The 16,685-nt window shown below is 72.9% G+C and carries 17 protein-coding genes; 10 read left to right on the top strand and 7 right to left on the bottom strand.

Annotated features, from left to right (window positions below; genetic code table 11):
* The first annotated feature begins 355 nt into the window (after positions 1-355).
* The 5 genes from AAH979_RS07365 (at position 356) to AAH979_RS07345 (ending at position 6,989) form a co-directional block, all read left to right on the top strand.
* Entirely contained in the window at positions 356-1,312 is a 957-nt protein-coding gene (locus tag AAH979_RS07365; protein ID WP_346257264.1) for an FAD-dependent oxidoreductase, read from the top strand.
* A gap of 173 nt (positions 1,313-1,485) precedes the next feature.
* On the top strand, positions 1,486-2,361 hold the full coding sequence (locus AAH979_RS07360) for a hypothetical protein (RefSeq protein ID WP_346257263.1): 876 nt from the start codon (positions 1,486-1,488) through the stop codon (positions 2,359-2,361).
* An 89-nt stretch (positions 2,362-2,450) separates the two neighbouring features.
* Positions 2,451-2,840, top strand: coding sequence for a hypothetical protein (locus tag AAH979_RS07355; protein ID WP_346257262.1), 390 nt, complete (start codon positions 2,451-2,453; stop codon positions 2,838-2,840).
* Positions 2,841-3,024: 184 nt separating this feature from the next.
* Entirely contained in the window at positions 3,025-3,672 is a 648-nt protein-coding gene (locus AAH979_RS07350) for an HNH endonuclease family protein (protein WP_346257338.1), read from the top strand.
* Between the two features lie 104 nt (positions 3,673-3,776).
* The gene (locus AAH979_RS07345) at positions 3,777-6,989 is read left to right on the top strand and encodes a BTAD domain-containing putative transcriptional regulator (protein WP_346257261.1); all 3,213 of its coding nucleotides are present in this window, start codon (positions 3,777-3,779) and stop codon (positions 6,987-6,989) included.
* A gap of 17 nt (positions 6,990-7,006) precedes the next feature.
* Here the strand turns inward: AAH979_RS07345 and AAH979_RS07340 are convergent, their stop codons facing one another.
* The 4 genes from AAH979_RS07340 to AAH979_RS07325 all read right to left on the bottom strand — a co-directional run bounded on the left by AAH979_RS07340 (position 7,007) and on the right by AAH979_RS07325 (position 9,425).
* On the bottom strand, positions 7,007-7,576 hold the full coding sequence (locus AAH979_RS07340) for a dihydrofolate reductase family protein (protein ID WP_346257260.1): 570 nt from the start codon (positions 7,574-7,576) through the stop codon (positions 7,007-7,009).
* A 140-nt stretch (positions 7,577-7,716) separates the two neighbouring features.
* Complete coding sequence (locus tag AAH979_RS07335; protein ID WP_130461848.1) at positions 7,717-7,971, bottom strand: Smr/MutS family protein; 255 nt, start codon at positions 7,969-7,971, stop codon at positions 7,717-7,719.
* Positions 7,972-8,035: 64 nt separating this feature from the next.
* Entirely contained in the window at positions 8,036-8,404 is a 369-nt protein-coding gene (locus AAH979_RS07330) for a tetratricopeptide repeat protein (protein ID WP_346257259.1), read from the bottom strand.
* A 262-nt stretch (positions 8,405-8,666) separates the two neighbouring features.
* Entirely contained in the window at positions 8,667-9,425 is a 759-nt protein-coding gene (locus AAH979_RS07325) for an ROK family protein (RefSeq protein ID WP_346257258.1), read from the bottom strand.
* A 64-nt stretch (positions 9,426-9,489) separates the two neighbouring features.
* On the opposite strand from AAH979_RS07325, the gene AAH979_RS07320 reads away from it, so the two are divergent.
* From AAH979_RS07320 to AAH979_RS07300, 5 genes are all read left to right on the top strand, one after another.
* Positions 9,490-11,127: an ABC-F family ATP-binding cassette domain-containing protein gene (locus AAH979_RS07320; RefSeq protein WP_346257257.1), complete on the top strand. Its 1,638-nt coding sequence runs from the start codon at positions 9,490-9,492 to the stop codon at positions 11,125-11,127.
* A gap of 59 nt (positions 11,128-11,186) precedes the next feature.
* The gene (locus tag AAH979_RS07315) at positions 11,187-11,504 is read left to right on the top strand and encodes a hypothetical protein (protein ID WP_346257256.1); all 318 of its coding nucleotides are present in this window, start codon (positions 11,187-11,189) and stop codon (positions 11,502-11,504) included.
* An 85-nt stretch (positions 11,505-11,589) separates the two neighbouring features.
* Positions 11,590-12,312, top strand: coding sequence for a methyltransferase domain-containing protein (locus AAH979_RS07310; protein ID WP_346257255.1), 723 nt, complete (start codon positions 11,590-11,592; stop codon positions 12,310-12,312).
* A 126-nt stretch (positions 12,313-12,438) separates the two neighbouring features.
* Positions 12,439-13,371: an NADP-dependent oxidoreductase gene (locus AAH979_RS07305; protein WP_346257254.1), complete on the top strand. Its 933-nt coding sequence runs from the start codon at positions 12,439-12,441 to the stop codon at positions 13,369-13,371.
* 31 nt (positions 13,372-13,402) lie between these two features.
* On the top strand, positions 13,403-13,690 hold the full coding sequence (locus tag AAH979_RS07300; protein ID WP_346257253.1) for a YciI family protein: 288 nt from the start codon (positions 13,403-13,405) through the stop codon (positions 13,688-13,690).
* Between the two features lie 55 nt (positions 13,691-13,745).
* On the opposite strand, the gene AAH979_RS07295 is transcribed toward AAH979_RS07300, so the two are convergent.
* From AAH979_RS07295 to AAH979_RS07285, 3 genes are all read right to left on the bottom strand, one after another.
* Positions 13,746-14,588 carry an alpha/beta fold hydrolase gene (locus AAH979_RS07295; protein ID WP_346257252.1) on the bottom strand — a complete coding sequence of 281 codons (843 nt, stop codon included), beginning with the start codon at positions 14,586-14,588 and terminating at the stop codon, positions 13,746-13,748.
* Between the two features lie 194 nt (positions 14,589-14,782).
* Complete coding sequence (locus AAH979_RS07290; protein WP_346257251.1) at positions 14,783-15,613, bottom strand: ABC transporter permease; 831 nt, start codon at positions 15,611-15,613, stop codon at positions 14,783-14,785.
* The gene (locus tag AAH979_RS07285; RefSeq protein ID WP_346257250.1) at positions 15,610-16,677 is read right to left on the bottom strand and encodes an ATP-binding cassette domain-containing protein; all 1,068 of its coding nucleotides are present in this window, start codon (positions 16,675-16,677) and stop codon (positions 15,610-15,612) included. The genes AAH979_RS07290 and AAH979_RS07285 overlap by 4 nt, the downstream gene beginning before the upstream one ends.
* Between the last annotated feature and the right edge of the window lie 8 nt (positions 16,678-16,685).

Genomic DNA, 16,685 nt, shown 5'->3' with positions numbered 1-16,685 from the left:
CGGACCGATCGGCCGACCGAGCGGCCCACCGACCGACACCCCTTCGGCCGGCACGTACCGGCGCGGCGGCACGCCGGCCCGGAACGGGCGGCTTCGACAACCGCCCGAAGCCTTGTGGTCACGGATGGTAGTCGCCGGAGATCGTGAGCGAATGAACTCCCTGGTCTTCGCCAATTCGACTGGGCAGGTGACGGGGAGTTCCACCACCGACGGTAATTCACCGCTGCAATTTCCAGCCGGCGCCGGCGTCCGCGAATCCATATTGAGGTGTCGAGGCGCCGACCCGCGCCGCCGCAACCAGGCATCCGGCAGCAGGCGAGCACTGGACGGGTAAGACCTCCGTTAATATGGCCTAATGGCGATATCCCGACGACCCGACGTTCTGGTTATCGGTGCGGGCGTCATCGGACTGTCCACCGCGGTCCGGCTCGCCGAGGCGGGACTCTCGGTCCGGATCCGGGCCGCCCGGCCGCCGCAGGAGACCACCTCCGCGTCCGCCGGGGCGAGCTGGGGGCCGTACGAGTTGACCGACGAACGCGTCCTGCACTGGAGCGAGCAGACCCGGCTGACTCTGGAGAAGATCGCCGAGGACCCGTCGTCCGGCGTCCGGCTCGTCCGTGGTCTGGAGGTGGCGCCCTTTCCACTGGAGCCGCCGGCCTGCGTCCGCGACCTGAACGACTTCGAACTCTGCCCCGCCGACCAGCTACCGCCCGGCTACGTCAGCGGCTGGCGTTACACCAGTCCACTGGTGAACATGCCGGCATATCTGGAATACCTCACCGGGCGCCTGATCGACCGGGGCGGCACTATAGAAATCGGCACCGTCGCCTCATTCAAGGAACTCGTCGGCGCCGCCGGCGTACTGGTGAATTGCACCGGACTCGGCGCCCGCTATCTGGTCCCGGACGACCAGGTCTTCCCCACCCGGGGCCAACTGGTGGTGGTCGACAATCCGGGAATAGAAACGTTCTTCCAGGACTGGGCCGAACACGAGGACATGACGTACATCCTGCCGCACGGCAGTCACGTCGTACTCGGTGGCAGTGCGACCCCCGGCTCGGAAGATCTCACGCCGGATCCCGTCCGGGCAGCGGCGATCGTCGAACGCTGTGCCGCCGTCGAGCCGCTGCTCCGCTCCGCCCAGATCCGGCGCGTCCTGGTCGGGCTGCGACCGAGCCGGCCGAGCGTACGGATCGAACGCGATCATGTCGACGGCAATCTCCTCATCCACAACTACGGTCACGGCGGCTCGGGGCTCGCCCTTTCCTGGGGATGCGCCGACGAGGTGCTGGCGCTGAGCGGGCTGGTCTGACCGGAGACGGTCAGCGGCCGCTCCGAGCCGGACAGCCCTCGGGACCACCCGAGCTATTCTGAAAGTTCGTCGCACCCGTCACCGCCGACGGCTTCGCGTTTCCCGCACCCCGGTCCCCCGCCATCTGCCGGCAGCCCGCCAGGGAGATTCGAGACCATTCGACGGGAGGTCGTGTGACCAGCAGAAGACGCTCTCTCGGCAGTACTCCACTCTGGCTCCTCACCGCGCTCGGCCTCGCCACCACCGCATTCGGGGTCTATCTCCAGACCAGCGGCAAGGAGCAGATCTTTCAGATCATCGCCGGCGCGCTCGCGGCGTTCGGTGGCGCCATCGTCGGCGCCGCGACCAGCCTCTACGTCGCCTCGGGCGACGGCCGCGACACGTTGCTCGCGGTCCGCGAGATGCTCGCCCACTCGCTCGACGTGCGACTGCGCTCGACGGAGGCGGCCCTGTCCCCGATCCGGCGGCACTGGCACTACTACCACCTGACGAAGCGGGGCGGCCGGTTCCGCTGGCGGCACACCGACTATCACTTCGAGCAGACCGGTACACCCGGCTCCATCGTGCTGAACATCGCCGACACCGACCCGAACGGCGACCAGCGGTACCGGAGCGAGGCGGCCATCCGGGGCGACCGGCTGATCCTGGTCGAGTCGCCGGAAGAGGGCAGCACCGAAGGACCGATCGTCGCGATCACCCCGTTCTTCACCGAGGTGTTCCGGCGGGTCCGGCCCGGATTCGCGCTGCTGCGCTCCTGGGACGGCGAAGACATGGTGACCCGGTGCATCTGGAGCACCAGCGCCCTGGTGCCCTCGACCGGTCAGGACGTGAGCGACGAGGACGGCCGCGTCCTGGACGATCTCTGGGAGCGGTCGTTCCTGGCCGGTCACCACATCTTCCCGTCGGTCGGCCACAACCCCCCGGAACCGGCCCGGACAGCGGGACCCGGGCTAGGCGTACCCCCGCAGCGGTCGATCGACCTGGCGGCGCCGCTCTCCCCGGCGGTACCAGCCGGAGATCCGACCGCAAAACCGCAGATGTCCGACTGACAGGTGCGGATCCGCTGTTACAGCATCTGGACAGGACAGATGGTTGTGTATTGTGTCCGGTCGATCGGTCGCGGGGAAGGCGCAGGAAGATGAACATGATCCGCAAGTACGGCAAGGCCCTCGCCGCCGTCGCCGGGGCGGCGCTCACGGTCGCGTACGGCGCGCTCTCCGGAGACCAGCGCATCGAGCCGGACGAGGCGGTGCAGATCGCGATCGCCGCCGCGACCGCGATCGGTGTCTACTTGGTGCCGCTGACTCCGCAGTACCGGTGGGGCAAGACCGCCGTCGCCGTGGTGCTGAGTGTGCTCCAGGTACTGGCCACGGTGATCCTCGGTGGACTGGACTCGAACGAGTGGATCGCGCTGCTGCTGGCCGCGCTGACCGTGCTCGGCGTCGGTGCGGCTCCGGCGGTCTCCAGCAACGGGACCAGCAACGCGACGCCCCGCCAGCCCACCCCCACCACCAGCCAGCCGGCCTGACCGACCAGGGTCGGCGCCGGGCGCGGCCCGTCCCGGACCGGACGGGCCCGCCGCCCGGCATCAGCGCCCGGGATTACGGCGCGCGTCGATGGCCGGTTACGTGACCGTGGCGGTCCGGTCACGATGATCAGTTACGTTGATCCCTCCCGTACCCCCAGAGCCTCGGGAGGCATCCGTGCCGCACATCCGACGTCGCCGTATCCGGCTGACCCTCACCGCCACCGCCGCCACCGCGGCGATCGCCGCGTCCCTGCTGGTCGCGTCCCCGGCCGGCGCCACCCCGCCCGGCATCCCGTCCAAGGCCACCGCCCAGTCGAACCTGAACGCGCTGACCGTCGCCGCCCAGGACTCGATGACCGGCTACAGCCGCGACCTGTTCCCGCACTGGATCACCATCAGCGGCGCCTGCAACACCCGGGAGACGGTGCTGCGGCGCGACGGCAGCGGAGTGGGCGTGGACAGCTCCTGCTACCCGACCTCGGGAAGCTGGTACAGCCCGTACGACGGGGCGACCTGGACCAACCCGGCCGACGTCGACATCGACCACATCGTGCCGCTCGCCGAGGCGTGGCGCTCCGGGGCCAGCTCGTGGACGACCAGCCGCCGGCAGTCGTTCGCCAATGACCTCAACGGGCCGCAGTTGATCGCGGTGACCGACAACGTGAACCAGGCCAAGGGCGACCAGGACCCGTCCACCTGGAAGCCGAGCCGCCCCGCCTACCACTGCACGTACGCCAAGATGTGGATCCGGACCAAGTACAACTGGGGTCTCCGGTTGCAGTCGGCGGAGAAGAGCGCGTTGCAGACGATGCTGAACACCTGCTCCTCCTGATCCGACGTCCCAGCCGAGCCGGCCGGTCCCGAGCACTCCGCTCGGGACCGGCCGGTTTCGGCCCCGTCAGGCTTGCCTCCGGCTGTCATCCGTAGCCTGGGTCGGTGCGATTCGGGGTGTTGGGGCCGCTGGCCGTCTGGACCGACCACGGTGAGCCGGTGACGATTCCCGGCCGGAAGGTCCGGGCCCTCCTGGCCGACCTGCTGATCTCGCCGGGTCGCCCGGTCTCGGTGGACCGGCTGGTCGAGGACCTGTGGGGGACGGCGGCGCCGGCCGACCCCACCGCCGCGCTGCACGTACGGGTCTCGCAACTGCGCCGGGCACTGGCCGGGGCCGAGCCGAACGCCCGGGACCTGGTGGTCTCGCAGGCGCCCGGGTACGAGCTGCGGGCCGACCCCGACGCGGTGGACGCGGCGACCTTCGCGGCGCTGGTCGGGCAGGCACAGGAGGCCGACGACCCGCGTACCCGGGCCGGGCTGCTCGCCGACGCGCTGGCGCTGTGGCGGGGGGACGCCCTGGCCGACTTCGCCGACGAGGAGTTCGCCCGTACTGCCGTGGCCCGCTGGGAGGAGCAGCGGCTGACCGCCGTGGAGGCGTACGCGGAGGCGCGGCTGGAGCTGGGCGAGCATGGTGAACTCGTCGGCGAGCTGGCCGAGCAGGTGGCCCGGCATCCGTACCGGGAGCGGCTGCGGGCGGCCCACCTGCGGGCCCTGCACCGGTCCGGCCGGACGGGCGAGGCGCTGGACAGCTTCCAGGAGCTGCGGCGCAGCCTCGCCGACGAACTGGGCCTCGATCCGGGGCCGGAGTTGGCATCGCTGCACCGGGCGATCCTGGCCGGTGACCCGGCCGAGGACCCGCGGGCACCGGCCCGGCGACGGCTGCCGGCCGGGGTGGCCCTGCCGGCACCGGTGACCGAGCTGATCGGCCGGGACCATGCCGTACGGCGGGTCCGGGAGCTGCTGGCCGCCGGCCGGCTGGTCACGCTGACCGGGCCGGGCGGGGTGGGCAAGACGACCGTGGCGCTCGCGGTCGCGCGGGCGGTGGTCGAGGCGTACCCGGACGGGGTCTGCCTGGTCGACCTGACCACCTGGGACGGGCTGGGCGACCCGGCCGAGCTGGTCCTCTCCGCGCTGTCCATTCCGGACGCCCCCGGTGCCGCCGAGCCGGCGGGCGAGCGGCTCGCGGCCGTGCTGCGGGAGCGGCGGACCCTGCTGGTGCTGGACAACTGCGAGCACGTCGTCGAGCCGGTCGCCGGGCTGGTCGGCGACCTGCTGCCGGCCGTACCCGGGCTGGCGGTGCTGGCCACCAGCCGGGAACCGCTGCGGCTGCGTGGCGAGGCCCGCTGGGAGCTGCCGCCGCTGGACCTCCCCGACACGGACGACCCGGACCGGCTGGCCCGGTCGTCCGCCGTACGGCTGTTCCTGGCCCGAGCCGGCTTGCCGGCGACACCGGAGACCGTCGCCGGGGTGGCGGAGGTGTGCCGGCGGTTGGACGGCATCCCGCTGGCGCTGGAGTTGGCCGCGACCCGGGTGCCGGTGCTGGGCGTGGCCGAGCTGGCGGCCCGGTTGCGGGTGCCGCAGGACCGGTTCGGGCTGCTGGCCACCGGGCCGCGTGACGCGCCGGCCCGGCAGCGCACCCTGGCCGCCGTGATCGACTGGAGCTGGCGGCTGCTGACCGAGCCGGAGCGGGCGGTACTGCGCCGGCTGGCGGTGCACTCCGGCGGCTGCACGCTGGCCGCCGCCGAGGCGGTCTGCGCCGGGGACGGGGTGGCGACCGGTGAGGTGCTGGACCTGCTGGCCGGGCTGGTCGACCGTTCCCTGGTGGTACGCGCCACCGCGTCGACCGGCGGTGCCGGGCCCCGGTTCCGGCTGCTGGAGTCGGTCTCCGCGTACTGCCTGGACCGGCTGCGGGAGGCTGGCGAGGAGGGGGCGCTGCGGCGCCGGCACGCCGACCACTACCTGGCGCTCGCCGAGCGGGCCGACCGGGAACTGCGCGGGCCCGGCCAGCGGGAGTGGCTGCGCCGGCTGGACGACGAGGGCGCGAACCTGCGGGCAGCGCTGGAGACGTACCGGCGCGAGGGCGCGGCCGAGCCGGCGTTGCGGTTGGCCACTGCCCTGGTCTGGTACCGGTTCCTGCGCGGGCGGCTCACCGAGGCCCGCCGGGCCCTGGCCGGCGCGCTGGCCGTACCCGGTGCGGCGCCGGACGTGGTCCGGGCCGCAGCCGTTGCCTGGCACGCCGGCCTGGCGATCCGGCAGGGCCAGGCCGGTCCGGAGCTGGCGGCGGAGGCGCTGCGCGGCTACGACAAGGTGGCGGACCCGCTCGGCCGGGCCCGGGCCGAGTGGTTCCTGGCCAGCTCGATGATCGACTTCGGTGACGCGGCCGCCACCGGCGAGTTGCTGGCGCGGGCGCTGGAGACGTTCCGGTCCGCCGGCGACCGGTGGGGCGAGGCGGCGGTGCTGAGCCTCCGGGCGATGCTCGCGCACATGCGGTCCGACTCGGCCGCGCTGGAAGCCGACGCCCGGCGCAGCGCCGAACTCTTCGGGGAGCTGGGCGACGACTGGGGAGCACTCCAGGCGACCGACTGGCTGATCGGCCTGGCGGACCTGACCGGCGACCGGGCCGAGGCCGCCCGGCTGAGCCAGGAGGGCCTGCGGATCGCCGAGGAGCTGGGACTCCGGTCCGAGGTGCCCGGACGGCTGGCCTGGCTGGGCTGGATCTCGGTGCAGCTCGGCGACTACCCGGGCGCGCTGGAGCACGCGGAGCAGGCGCGACGGCTCGCCGCCGAGCAGGGGCAGCGGTCCGGCGAGGTCTTCGCCACGATCACACTGGCCTTCGCCGCGCGCCGGGACGGCCGGCTCGACCGGGCCGACGAGCACCTGCGCTGGCTGCTCGCCTCGGGCCGGCAGCAGCAGACCGGGGACGCGCACCCGCCGTACCTGGCGATGGTGCTGACCGAGCTGGGCCGGCTGGCCGGGCAGCGCGGCGAGCCGGCGGCGGCGCTGGCCTGGCACCGGGAGGCGTTCGACGTGGCCCGGGACCAGGAGTCGGTGCCGGAGATGGCGTCGGCGCTGGAGGGCATGGCCGACGGGCTGCTCCGGGACGGGCGGGCCGACCTGGCCGGGCAACTGCTCGGCGCGGCCGACGCCGCCCGGCGGGAGTCCGACTACCAGATCTCCGACTTCGACCGGGCCGAGCTGGACCAGCTCACGGCGGCGGTCCGGGCCGCCGCGGGGCCGGACTTCGCCGCCCTGTTCGCCCGCGGCGGTGCCCTCGGCACGGCTCAGGCCCGGTCCCTGGCGGACGGGGACCGGGCCTGACCGGGTGATCGCGGGGCCTACTTGGGTACGTAGATGTGCACGGCGATGCCGGAGTCGAACCGGTCCACGTCGGCCAGCGACAGGTGCGTGGTGTCGAAGCCGGCGCCCTCGAAGAGGTGCTTGCCGGCACCGACGATCACCGGGAAGTACCAGAAGTGGAACTCGTCGACCAGGCCGTGCTGCACCAGCGTCCGGTCCAGCTCGCCGGTGCCCCACTTCAGGATGTTCCGGCCCGGCTGCTCCTTCAGCTTCGCGACCTCCTCGGCCACGTCACCCCTGATCAGGGAGGCGTTCCAGGTGGTCTCGGTCAGGGTGCGCGAGGCGACGTACTTCGGCATCGCGTTCATCACGTCGGCGTCCGGGTCGCCGGCCCGGGCCGACCACGCCTCGGCGAATCCCTCGTACGTCACCCGGCCCAGCAGCAGGGCGTCCGCCGAGTCCATCAGCTTCTGGGCGTAGCCGGCGTGGTCGCCGTCCCAGTACGGCTGGCCCCAGTGCTGCGGCTCCGCCCGGGATGCCGTGGACGGGCGGGTGTCGTCGATGACGCCGTCCAGCGAAACGAAGGTCGACTCGATGAGCTTGCGCATGGTCTCTGCTCCCTGTGGTCTCTGCCGGCGTTCCTCGTTGCCGCCCGCCTGATGACCACACTCTGCCGCCCACGCCTTACGATTTCCTTCCGCCGGCCCCTACGGTGGCCCGCCGGCCCGGAGACAGGGTCGGCGCCCGGCTATTTCCAGCGGAAGTGAACGAAGAGCCGGCCGAAGTTCTTGGAGTCCTTCTCGACCCGGTGGTAGAGCTGCTTGATCTCCTTCTGGTCGAGGAAGCGCAGCACCCGCTTCTTGAGCTGCCCCGACCCCTTGCCCGGGATGATCTCGACCATGGTGGCCTTCTTCGCCACCGCCTCGTCCATGATCCCGCGCAGCGCACGGTCGATGTCGTGGCCACGGTTGAAGATGTCGTGCAGGTCGAGCTTGAGCTTCATCGGCGGGTCACCGGCCGGGCAGCGTCCATGGCACCCGATCGTAGGCGGAGCGGCCGGGCGGCGGTCACCGCCGACCGCCGACCCGGGTCTCGACGCGCTCCAGGGCGATCCGGTAGTCGTCGTTCTCCGCGTACATCGCGGCGGCGATCCGGAGGTGCCGGAGGGCTTCCTCTGGGCGGCCGACCCGTTCCAGGGTGCGGCCCAGCACGTGGTGCGCGTAGTGGTCGCTCGGGTCGCGGTGCACCAGCGTGCGCAGTTGCTCCTCGGCCCGGGCGAGCTGCGCCGACTGGAAGTACGCGCGGGCGAGCAACTGCCGTACGGAGGCGTTGTCGGGCTCGGCCTCGACAATGGGCTCCAGCAACCGGGCAGCTCCGGACGGGTCCCCGGTCTCGAAGTACATGGTCGCCCGCCGGTACTCGGCCAGAAGATCCACTAGACCCACCTCCTCGTGTCGCGTCTACTTCCCCCCGACGCTGGCACAACACCGCCAGTACCGCGACTGTTCCGATCGACGGGATCGTGACGGCGACGGCCGCCGAGGAGGGCGGGCAGTTCGGCTCACCGGTGATACCACCCTGTCATCGTGATGACAGGGCGGTATCACGCTCTTCGGGCATATACCGGCCAGCGGGCCCGGTGCCGGCTCGGGGGAGGCCGCCTTCCTCCGCTGCGGTGCCGGGGTGAGCGGGGGCCGGTCAGGCCCGGTGGGAGCGCAGCTCCCAGGCGCGTACCCCGCCGATGATGCCCGCGCTGTTCGGCACCACCACCACGTCGTCGCCCATCCGGGCGAGCTGCTCCGGGCGGACCAGCCGGGAGTTGCCACCGCCCAGATAGAGCCGGTCCCAGAGGAAGACCGGGCGCAGCCCGTCCACCACGCCCCGGACCCGGCGCGACCAGAACGCGTCGCCGAGCCGGCGCCGCTCGTGCTCGCCGATGTAGGTGTCGTAGCTCATCCCCCACCGGACCGGCGCCTGCGACAGCTCCAGGTGCGGGGCGAGCAGCCCCCCGTCGAAGAGCGCGCAGCCCAGCCCGGTGCCGAGGGTCAGCACCAGCTCCAGCCCGGTCCCGGCGACCACCCCGGCGCCGTGCACCTCGGCGTCGTTGAGCACCAGCGTCGGGAGCCCGAACGCGTCGGTGAGCGCGCTGCGCACGTCGAAGCCCGACCACTCGGCGACCAGGTCCGGGTCCGGCTTGGTGCGCGGCCCGGCCCGGGTGACGTAGTGCGGGGTGGCCACCACGACGCCGTGCCGGAGCATCCCGGGCATCCCCACGGTGACCCGGTCGGCCGCGGGCAGCCGGCCGGCGAGCGCGAGCAGCGTCTTGACGAAGAGCGCGGTCGGCAACGGGTACGGGGTCGGCACCCGGAGCGGCCGGGTGCGCATCGTGCCGGCGTCGTCGAGTACGGACGCCTTGATCCCACCGCCGCCGCAGTCGATCGCCAACGTGGTCATCACAGGGATCAGTCTGCTACTCCACCGCCGGGGCGCACCCGGACGGGCGGATAGCATCTGAAGTCTCATGGGCGCCACACTGATCGCCAAGGACCTCGCCGCCGGACACGGTGACCGGGTCCTCTTCGCCGACCTCGAACTCGTCGTCGCCCCTGGTGACGTGGTCGGAGTCGTCGGGGCCAACGGCGCGGGCAAGTCGACGCTGCTGCGTACCCTGGCCGGGCTGCAACCGCTCGAACACGGCACCCTGGCCCTCAACCCGCCGTCGGCGACCATCGGCCACCTGCCGCAGGAGCCCGACCGGCGGCCCGGCGAGACGGTCCGGGCGTTCCTCGGCCGGCGCACCGGGGTGGCCGCCGCGCAGGCCGAACTCGACGCGGCGACCGAGGCGCTGACCGACGGGGTCGCCGGAGCCGACGACCGGTACGCGACCGCGCTGGAGCGCTGGCTCGCCCTCGGCGGCGCCGACCTGGCCGAACGGGCCGACCAGATCGCCGCCGAGCTGGGCCTGGCGGTCGACCTGGAACAGCCGATGACGGCGCTCTCCGGCGGCCAGGCGGCCCGGGCCGGGCTGGCGTCGCTGCTGCTCAGCCGCTATGACATCTTCCTGCTGGACGAGCCGACCAACGATCTCGACCTGGCCGGGCTGGCCCGGCTGGAGGAGTTCGTCACCGGGCTGCGCGCCGGCACGGTGCTGGTCAGCCACGACCGCGAGTTCCTGACCCGGACGGTGACCCGGGTCGTCGAACTCGACCTGCACCAGCAGCAGGTGCGGCACTACGGCGGCGGCTACGCGGCCTACCTGGAGGAGCGCGAGGTGGCCCGCCGGCACGCCCGCGCCGACTACGAGGAGTACGCCGACACCCGCGCCGCGCTGGAGGCCCGGGCCCGGTCCCAGCGGGCCTGGATGGAGAAGGGTGTCAAGAACGCCCGGCGGAAGGCGTCCGACAACGACAAGATCGGCCGGAAGTTCCGCACCGAGGCGACCGAGAAGCAGGCGGCCAAGGCCCGGCAGACCGAACGGCTGATCGAGCGGCTGGACGTGGTCGAGGAGCCGCGCAAGGAGTGGCAGCTCAAGATGGAGATCGCCGCCGCGCCCCGGGCCGGTGCGGTGGTGGCCGCGCTGCGCGGCGCGGTCGTCCGGCGTGGCGACTTCACCCTCGGCCCGGTCGACCTCCAGGTGGACTGGGCCGACCGGATGGTGATCACCGGCGCCAACGGCTCGGGGAAGTCGACTCTGCTGGCGGCCCTGCTGGGTCGGCTGCCGCTGGACACCGGGCACGCGTCGCTCGGCCCCGGCGTGGTGGTCGGCGAGGTCGACCAGGCCCGGGGACTCTTCGTCGGCGGGCAGCCCCTGCTGGACGCCTTCGGCGCCGCCGTACCGGACCTGGTGCCGGCCGACGTGCGGACCCTGCTGGCCAAGTTCGGGCTGCGCGCGGCGCACGTACTGCGGCCCGCCGACACCCTCTCGCCGGGTGAGCGGACCCGGGCGGCCCTGGCCCTGCTCCAGGCCCGGGGCGTGAACCTGCTGGTCCTGGACGAGCCCACCAACCATCTCGACCTGCCGGCGATCGAGCAGCTCGAATCGGCGCTGGAGTCGTACCCGGGAACGCTGCTGCTGGTCACCCACGACCGCCGGATGCTGGAGACGCTCCGGGCCACCCGGCACGTCCGGGTCGACGCCGGCCGGGTCACCGAGTCCTGACCGCCCCGCCGGCATCGACGGCTGTTTCTTCCGCCGCCCGGCTGGGCAAGAACTACCCCATGCTCAGATGGGAGTACGCCCTGTTGGTGCGCCGGCGCCAGCCCCGGTTGGACGACACCGGCTGGGAAGTCGCCTACACCTGGTACGGCCCGGACGGTGCCGTGCTCGACGTCTCCCCGTACGGGGACACCGCACTCGCCCACCTCAACCGGGCCGGGGCCCAGGGTTGGGAGTTGGTCTCGGTGACCGAGGACGGCAGCCAGCAGGGCAGCGCCGAACTGCACCGCTACCACCTGAAACGGGTACTCCGGCCGGTCGCGTCCCGGCCGCGGCTGCGCAACCTGGGGCGGGCCGGCCGGCGCACCGCCACCGGCTGACCCCTCGGCCCGGCCGATCACCGGAGGCGGGCCCGGGCCAGGCGTAGACCGGACGATTCCGGGTAGCCCCGGCCGGGAGGTGGTGATGGTCGCGCAACTGCAGAGGGCGCCCTCCGGCGAACGGTTGCGGGCGATCGACGAGTTCCTCGGCATGGCGTACGCCGACCTCGTCAAGCACGACGACCGGCTGGGTGGCACGGCGGTGGAGGTACGGTTCGACCGGGGCGTGGCGCACCTGACCGGCGAGGTGGCCGACCGGGACGAGTTGGCGCTGGTCCGGCGACTCGTCGGCCGGCTCGACGGCGTACTGGCGGTCTGGTCCCGGGTGCGGGTGGGTGGGCGCGACCCGGTGGTGATGGATCTCGGCTGCGGCGCCGCCAAGCAGTACCCCGGCAACCTCGGCCTCGATCTGCGGGTGGCGCCGGGGGTGGACGCCCAGGCCGACCTCTCCGGCCCGCTGCCGCTGGCCGGCGACTCGGTCGACGTGATCTTCACGGTGCACATCCTGGAGCACTTGATCGACTTCCTGAGCCTGGTCGACGAGTGCCACCGGGTACTCCGGCCCGGCGGCGTACTGCACGTGATGAGCCCCTGGTGGGGGCATGTCAACGCGGTCGCCGACCCGACCCACGTACGCCTGCTCGACGTGCAGACGATCAAGCACATCTGCCAGCGCCATCCCGGCGCGCCCCGGTGGTACCCGCTGCACGCCGGCTGCGACGGCGCGTCGATCTTCGCCGACCTCACCCCGCTGGGCCCGGACGACCCCGGCCCGGACCCCAGCCACCTGGCCCGGTTCTTCGACTGAGCCCGGCCGGACCGGACCGGAAATAGGGGTATCCGCCGAGCTGGAAGGCATGTAGCGAAGCCCGGCGGGAATGCACCGATGTCGGATCGGGCGAGCGTTCGGGGAGGCCGGTAGATGCGTGCCGTCATGTCTGAGTCGTTTGGGGCGATGCCAGAGGTCCGGGAGATGCCGGAGCCGACGCCCGGTGCCGGCGAGGTGAAGATCGAGGTACAGGCCTCCTCCCTGAACGGCTTCGACGCCAAACTGGCCGGAGGCTTTCTGGCCGGCGAGGTCGAGCACCAGTTCCCGGTGGTGCTCGGCCGGGACTTCGCCGGCATCGTGACCGAGGTCGGGCCGGGCGTCAGCGGCTTCATGCCCGGCGAGAAGGTCTTCGGCGTGGTGGCCAAGCCCGGGCTCGGCGACGGCTCGTTCGGCGAGTACGTGGTCGTGCCGGAGGAGATCGGCCTCGCACCGCTGCCGGCCGGGCTCGACTACCGGGCCGCCGGCGTACTCGGCCTGGCCGGGGTCGCCGCGCTGGCCAGCGTGGACTCGGTCGCCCCGGTGCACGGCGAGACACTGCTGATCTCCGGGGCCACCGGCGGGGTCGGCCACTACGCCGTCCAGCTCGCCGCCGCGCGGGGCGCGACGGTGATCGCCACCGCCGAGGCCGGGCCCGCCGCCGACCTGCTGCACGAACTCGGCGCCGCGCACACCGTGGACCACCGGACCGACCTGGCCGCACAGGTCCGGCAGCTCGCCCCGGACGGGGTGGACAGCGCGGTGCACCTGGCCGGCGACCCGGAGCTGATCGCCGACCTGATCACCCCCGGCGGCCGGTTCTCCTCCACTCTCGGGGTGGACTCCGAGCAGCTCGGCGACCGGGCGCTGAACGTCACGGCGGTCGACGCGATCCCGGACCGGCTCGTGCTCGACCACATCGCCACCGAGGCCGCCGCGGACCGGCTGCGCCCGTCCATCGCCCGCACCTACCTGTTGGACGAGGTCCCGCAGGCGTTCGCCGACTTCAACAACAGCGGTACCGTCGGCAAGCTCGCCGTGGCGATCGGCTCGGCCGGATAGCGGTGCCGGTCGTAGTAGGTAGGGTCTGTACATGATCGTTGTGGAACTGCGCTTCACCGGCGACCCCGCGGCCCGGCTGGCCGCCCGGCCGGCCCACCGCGAACTTCTGGCCCGACTGCACGCCGACGGCGCTCTGCTGGCGGCCGGGCCCTGGGCGGACGACTCGGGCGCGCTGCTGCTCTTCGACGCGGACGAAGCGGCGGTACGGCGGGCCCTCGACGTCGACCCCTACTACCGGACGCCCGGGGTCAGCGTGGTCGCGGTACGGCCCTGGACACCGGTGGTCGGCGGCCCGGCGACGGCTGGCGGCGCGGCCTGAACCGCGCCGTCCGGTACCGGTGCGGACGGACGGCGCGGCCGGCACAGGCCGCCGGCTAGCGGCGGGGCTGCGGCTGCCCGGGCTTCGCCGCCTGTACGGCCCAGTTGAGCGCGTAGTCCGCGACCTCCTCCCAACCGGGCTGCCCCACCGTGTAGTGCGGCCGGCCGGGAAACTCCTTGTACCCGGTGACCGCGCTCGACTTCCGGTAGCGCCCGGCGGTCGCCTTCGTCACCGACGGCGGCACCACGTGGTCGGCGCCGCCGGCGATCAGCAGCAGCGGTGCCCGGCGCTCGTTGCCGAAGTCCACCCGCAGCGCGGCCCGGGGGTTCAGGTTCGCCAGCGCCGCCTCGAACAGCACGTGCCCGGCGGCCGGTACGTGGTAGCGCCGGTAGACCCGCTCCGCCTCGGCCCGGGACATGGTGTTGGTGAAGGCGTAGTGGAACTCGTCCAGGCTCAGCGGTACGGCCCGGTGCCGGTTCGCCGGGTTGCGCAGCACCGGCAGGCTGGCCCTGAGGGTGGAGAGCGGGAGCCGGACCACTCCCTTGACCGCTGCCGGGTCGATCGCCACTCCGGCCGCGCCCAGCCCACGGTCCAGCAGCATCTGGGCGAACGCCCCGCCGATCGAGTGCCCCATGATGATCGGCGGGGTGGGCAGGTCGCGGATGATCCGCTCGTAGTGGTCGACGATCTGGCCCGAGGTCAGCTCCGCGATCGCCCCGGAGTCACGGCGCAACGCCTCGACGTCGGAGTCCATGCCGGGCCAGGCCGGCGTCAGCACCTCGAACCCGGCACTCCGGTACCGGTCGGCCCAGTGCTCCCAACTCCGGGAGGTCAGCCACAGGCCGTGGATCAGCACGATGGTGTCGGGTCGGCTCGGTTCAACGGGTAGGAGGGGCATGATGTCCTCTTCCGACGTGATGTCCTCTTCCGGCGGATGTTCGCTTCCGGCGTGATGTTCTCTTCCGGCGTGATGTTCTCTTCCGGCGCGCTGGGCAGCCACTTCCGGGCTTGCCGTCGGATACCCCTGACCGGCTGCCGCAACCCCGGCCGTACGCCCCCACCAGGCGGGGCGTACGGCCGTCGGGGCGCTGGCTACCGGTCGAGTCGCCGGTACAGGCGTACCGAGAGCGGGAGGAAGATCGCGGTCAGCAGGATCGGCCAGCCCAGCGCCAGCGGCACCGCGTAGCGGCCGAGCCAGGAGCTTTCCCCCCAGCCGGGATTCTCGAAGAGTTCCCTGGTGGCGGAGACCGTCGCGGAGAGCGGGTTCAGTTCGGCCACGACGCCCAGCCAGCCCGGCATGGTCTCGGGCGCGACGAGGGCGTTGGAGAGGAACAGCACCGGCCAGACCAGCACCTGCAACGCGACCAGCGCCTCCGGGTTACGCAGCAGCAGGGCGAGGTAGATACCGACCCAGAGCACGGCGAACCGGAGCAGCAGGAGCAGCCCGACCCCGGCCAGCGCGGCGGCGAGGCCGCCGTGCCACCGCCAGCCGACCGCCAGTCCACACCCGACCATCACCGCCAGCCCGAGCGCGGCGTGCAGCAGGTCGGCGACGCTGCGGCCGACCACCACCGCCGAGCCGGCCATCGGCAGCGCCCGGAACCGGTCGGTGATCCCCCGGGCGGCGTCGGTGGCAACCGCGGCGTAGGTGGCCTCGATGCCGAAGAGCATGGTCATCGCGTACATGCCCGGCATCAGGAACTCCCGGTAGCCGCCACCGCCGGGCACCGCCATGCCGCCGCCGAACAGGTAGCCGAACATCAGTACCACCATGATCGGAAACAGCAGGCCGAGGACGATCTGTACCGGTTGACGGGTCCAGTGGAGCAGGTCGCGGCGGGTGACCGTCCAACTGTCCGCGACCACCCAGCGCAGCCGGTGCGCGGCATTTCGCGGCGGGGACGGGATCGTCGTCGTGGTCATCGCGCCACCTCCCGGTCCTCGTCGCCGGCCCGTTCGCCGTCCCCGGGACGGGCGCGACCGGCCGGTACGGCAGTGCCGGCACCGGAGGTGCGCTCGGCCCGGGCCTCGGTGCGTGCCTCGGTCCCGGTACCGGTGAGGTGCAGGAACACCTCGTCCAGGGTCGGCCGGCGCAGCGCGATGTCCTCGGCCGCGACGCCCCGCTCGTCGAGCCCGCGCACCAGCGCGGTGAGGGTGCCGATCCGGTCCCGCACCGGCGCGCTGATCCGCCGGTCGTCGTCGTCCCGGGCGACGGGTCCGTCGGTGATCCGCCCGAGTAGCGCGGCCGCCTCCGGCAGGTCGTCGACCCGGTGCAGCACGACGTCGATCCGGTCGCCGCCGAGCCGGCTCTTCAAGGCGTCCGGCGTACCGTCGGCGACGATCCGGCCGGCGTCGACCACCGAGATCCGGTCGGCGAGTTGGTCCGCCTCGTCGAGGTACTGAGTGGTGAGCAGTACGGTCGTGCCGGCGCCGACCAGGGCGCGTACCGCCGCCCACACCTCGTTGCGACCGCGCGGGTCGAGCCCGGTCGTCGGTTCGTCGAGGAAGAGCACCGCCGGGGCCAGGATCAGCCCGGCGGCCAGGTCGAGCCGGCGCCGCATCCCGCCCGAGTACCGCCCGACCGGCTTGTCCGCGCTGTCGGTCAGCCCGAACCGGTCCAGCAGTTCGTCCGCCCGGCGGTCGGCCACCGCACCGGGCAGGTGGTAGAGCCGCCCGAACATCGCCAGGTTCTGCCGGCCGGACAGGATCTCGTCCACGGCCGCGTACTGCCCCACCAGCCCGATCCGGTAGCGGACCTGGTCGGGCTGGTGGGCCACGTCGTAGCCGGCCACCTCGGCGCGACCGGCGTCGAACCGGAGCAGGGTGGTGAGGATGCGTACCGCTGTGGTCTTGCCGGCGCCGTTCGGCCCGAGCAGGCCGTGCACGGTACCGGTCGGGACGCGCAGGTCGAGCCCGTCCAGGGCGAGCCGGTCGCCGTACCGCTTGCACAGCCCCTCGGCTCGGATCGCCAGAGCGTTGTCGTGCATGACCATTC

Origin of the sequence: Plantactinospora sp. ZYX-F-223, assembly GCF_039649625.1 — a bacterium.
In the GTDB taxonomy this organism is placed as follows: Bacteria; Actinomycetota; Actinomycetes; order Mycobacteriales; family Micromonosporaceae; genus Plantactinospora.
This window is presented reverse-complemented; position numbering and strand designations above follow the sequence as displayed.

Bases quoted from the DNA above. Each gene is read 5' to 3' on its own strand.
- AAH979_RS07290 (WP_346257251.1), bottom strand. From the start codon at position 15,613: ATGACCACGACGACGATCCCGTCCCCGCCGCGAAATGCCGCGCACCGG.
- AAH979_RS07285 (WP_346257250.1), bottom strand. From the start codon at position 16,677: ATGCACGACAACGCTCTGGCGATCCGAGCCGAGGGGCTGTGCAAGCGG.
- AAH979_RS07315 (WP_346257256.1), top strand. From the start codon at position 11,187: ATGCTCAGATGGGAGTACGCCCTGTTGGTGCGCCGGCGCCAGCCCCGG.
- AAH979_RS07355 (WP_346257262.1), top strand. From the start codon at position 2,451: ATGAACATGATCCGCAAGTACGGCAAGGCCCTCGCCGCCGTCGCCGGG.
- AAH979_RS07365 (WP_346257264.1), top strand. From the start codon at position 356: ATGGCGATATCCCGACGACCCGACGTTCTGGTTATCGGTGCGGGCGTC.
- AAH979_RS07300 (WP_346257253.1), top strand. From the start codon at position 13,403: ATGATCGTTGTGGAACTGCGCTTCACCGGCGACCCCGCGGCCCGGCTG.
- AAH979_RS07340 (WP_346257260.1), bottom strand. From the start codon at position 7,576: ATGCGCAAGCTCATCGAGTCGACCTTCGTTTCGCTGGACGGCGTCATC.
- AAH979_RS07310 (WP_346257255.1), top strand. From the start codon at position 11,590: ATGGTCGCGCAACTGCAGAGGGCGCCCTCCGGCGAACGGTTGCGGGCG.
- AAH979_RS07295 (WP_346257252.1), bottom strand. From the start codon at position 14,588: ATGCCCCTCCTACCCGTTGAACCGAGCCGACCCGACACCATCGTGCTG.
- AAH979_RS07305 (WP_346257254.1), top strand. From the start codon at position 12,439: ATGTCTGAGTCGTTTGGGGCGATGCCAGAGGTCCGGGAGATGCCGGAG.
- AAH979_RS07335 (WP_130461848.1), bottom strand. From the start codon at position 7,971: ATGAAGCTCAAGCTCGACCTGCACGACATCTTCAACCGTGGCCACGAC.
- AAH979_RS07320 (WP_346257257.1), top strand. From the start codon at position 9,490: ATGGGCGCCACACTGATCGCCAAGGACCTCGCCGCCGGACACGGTGAC.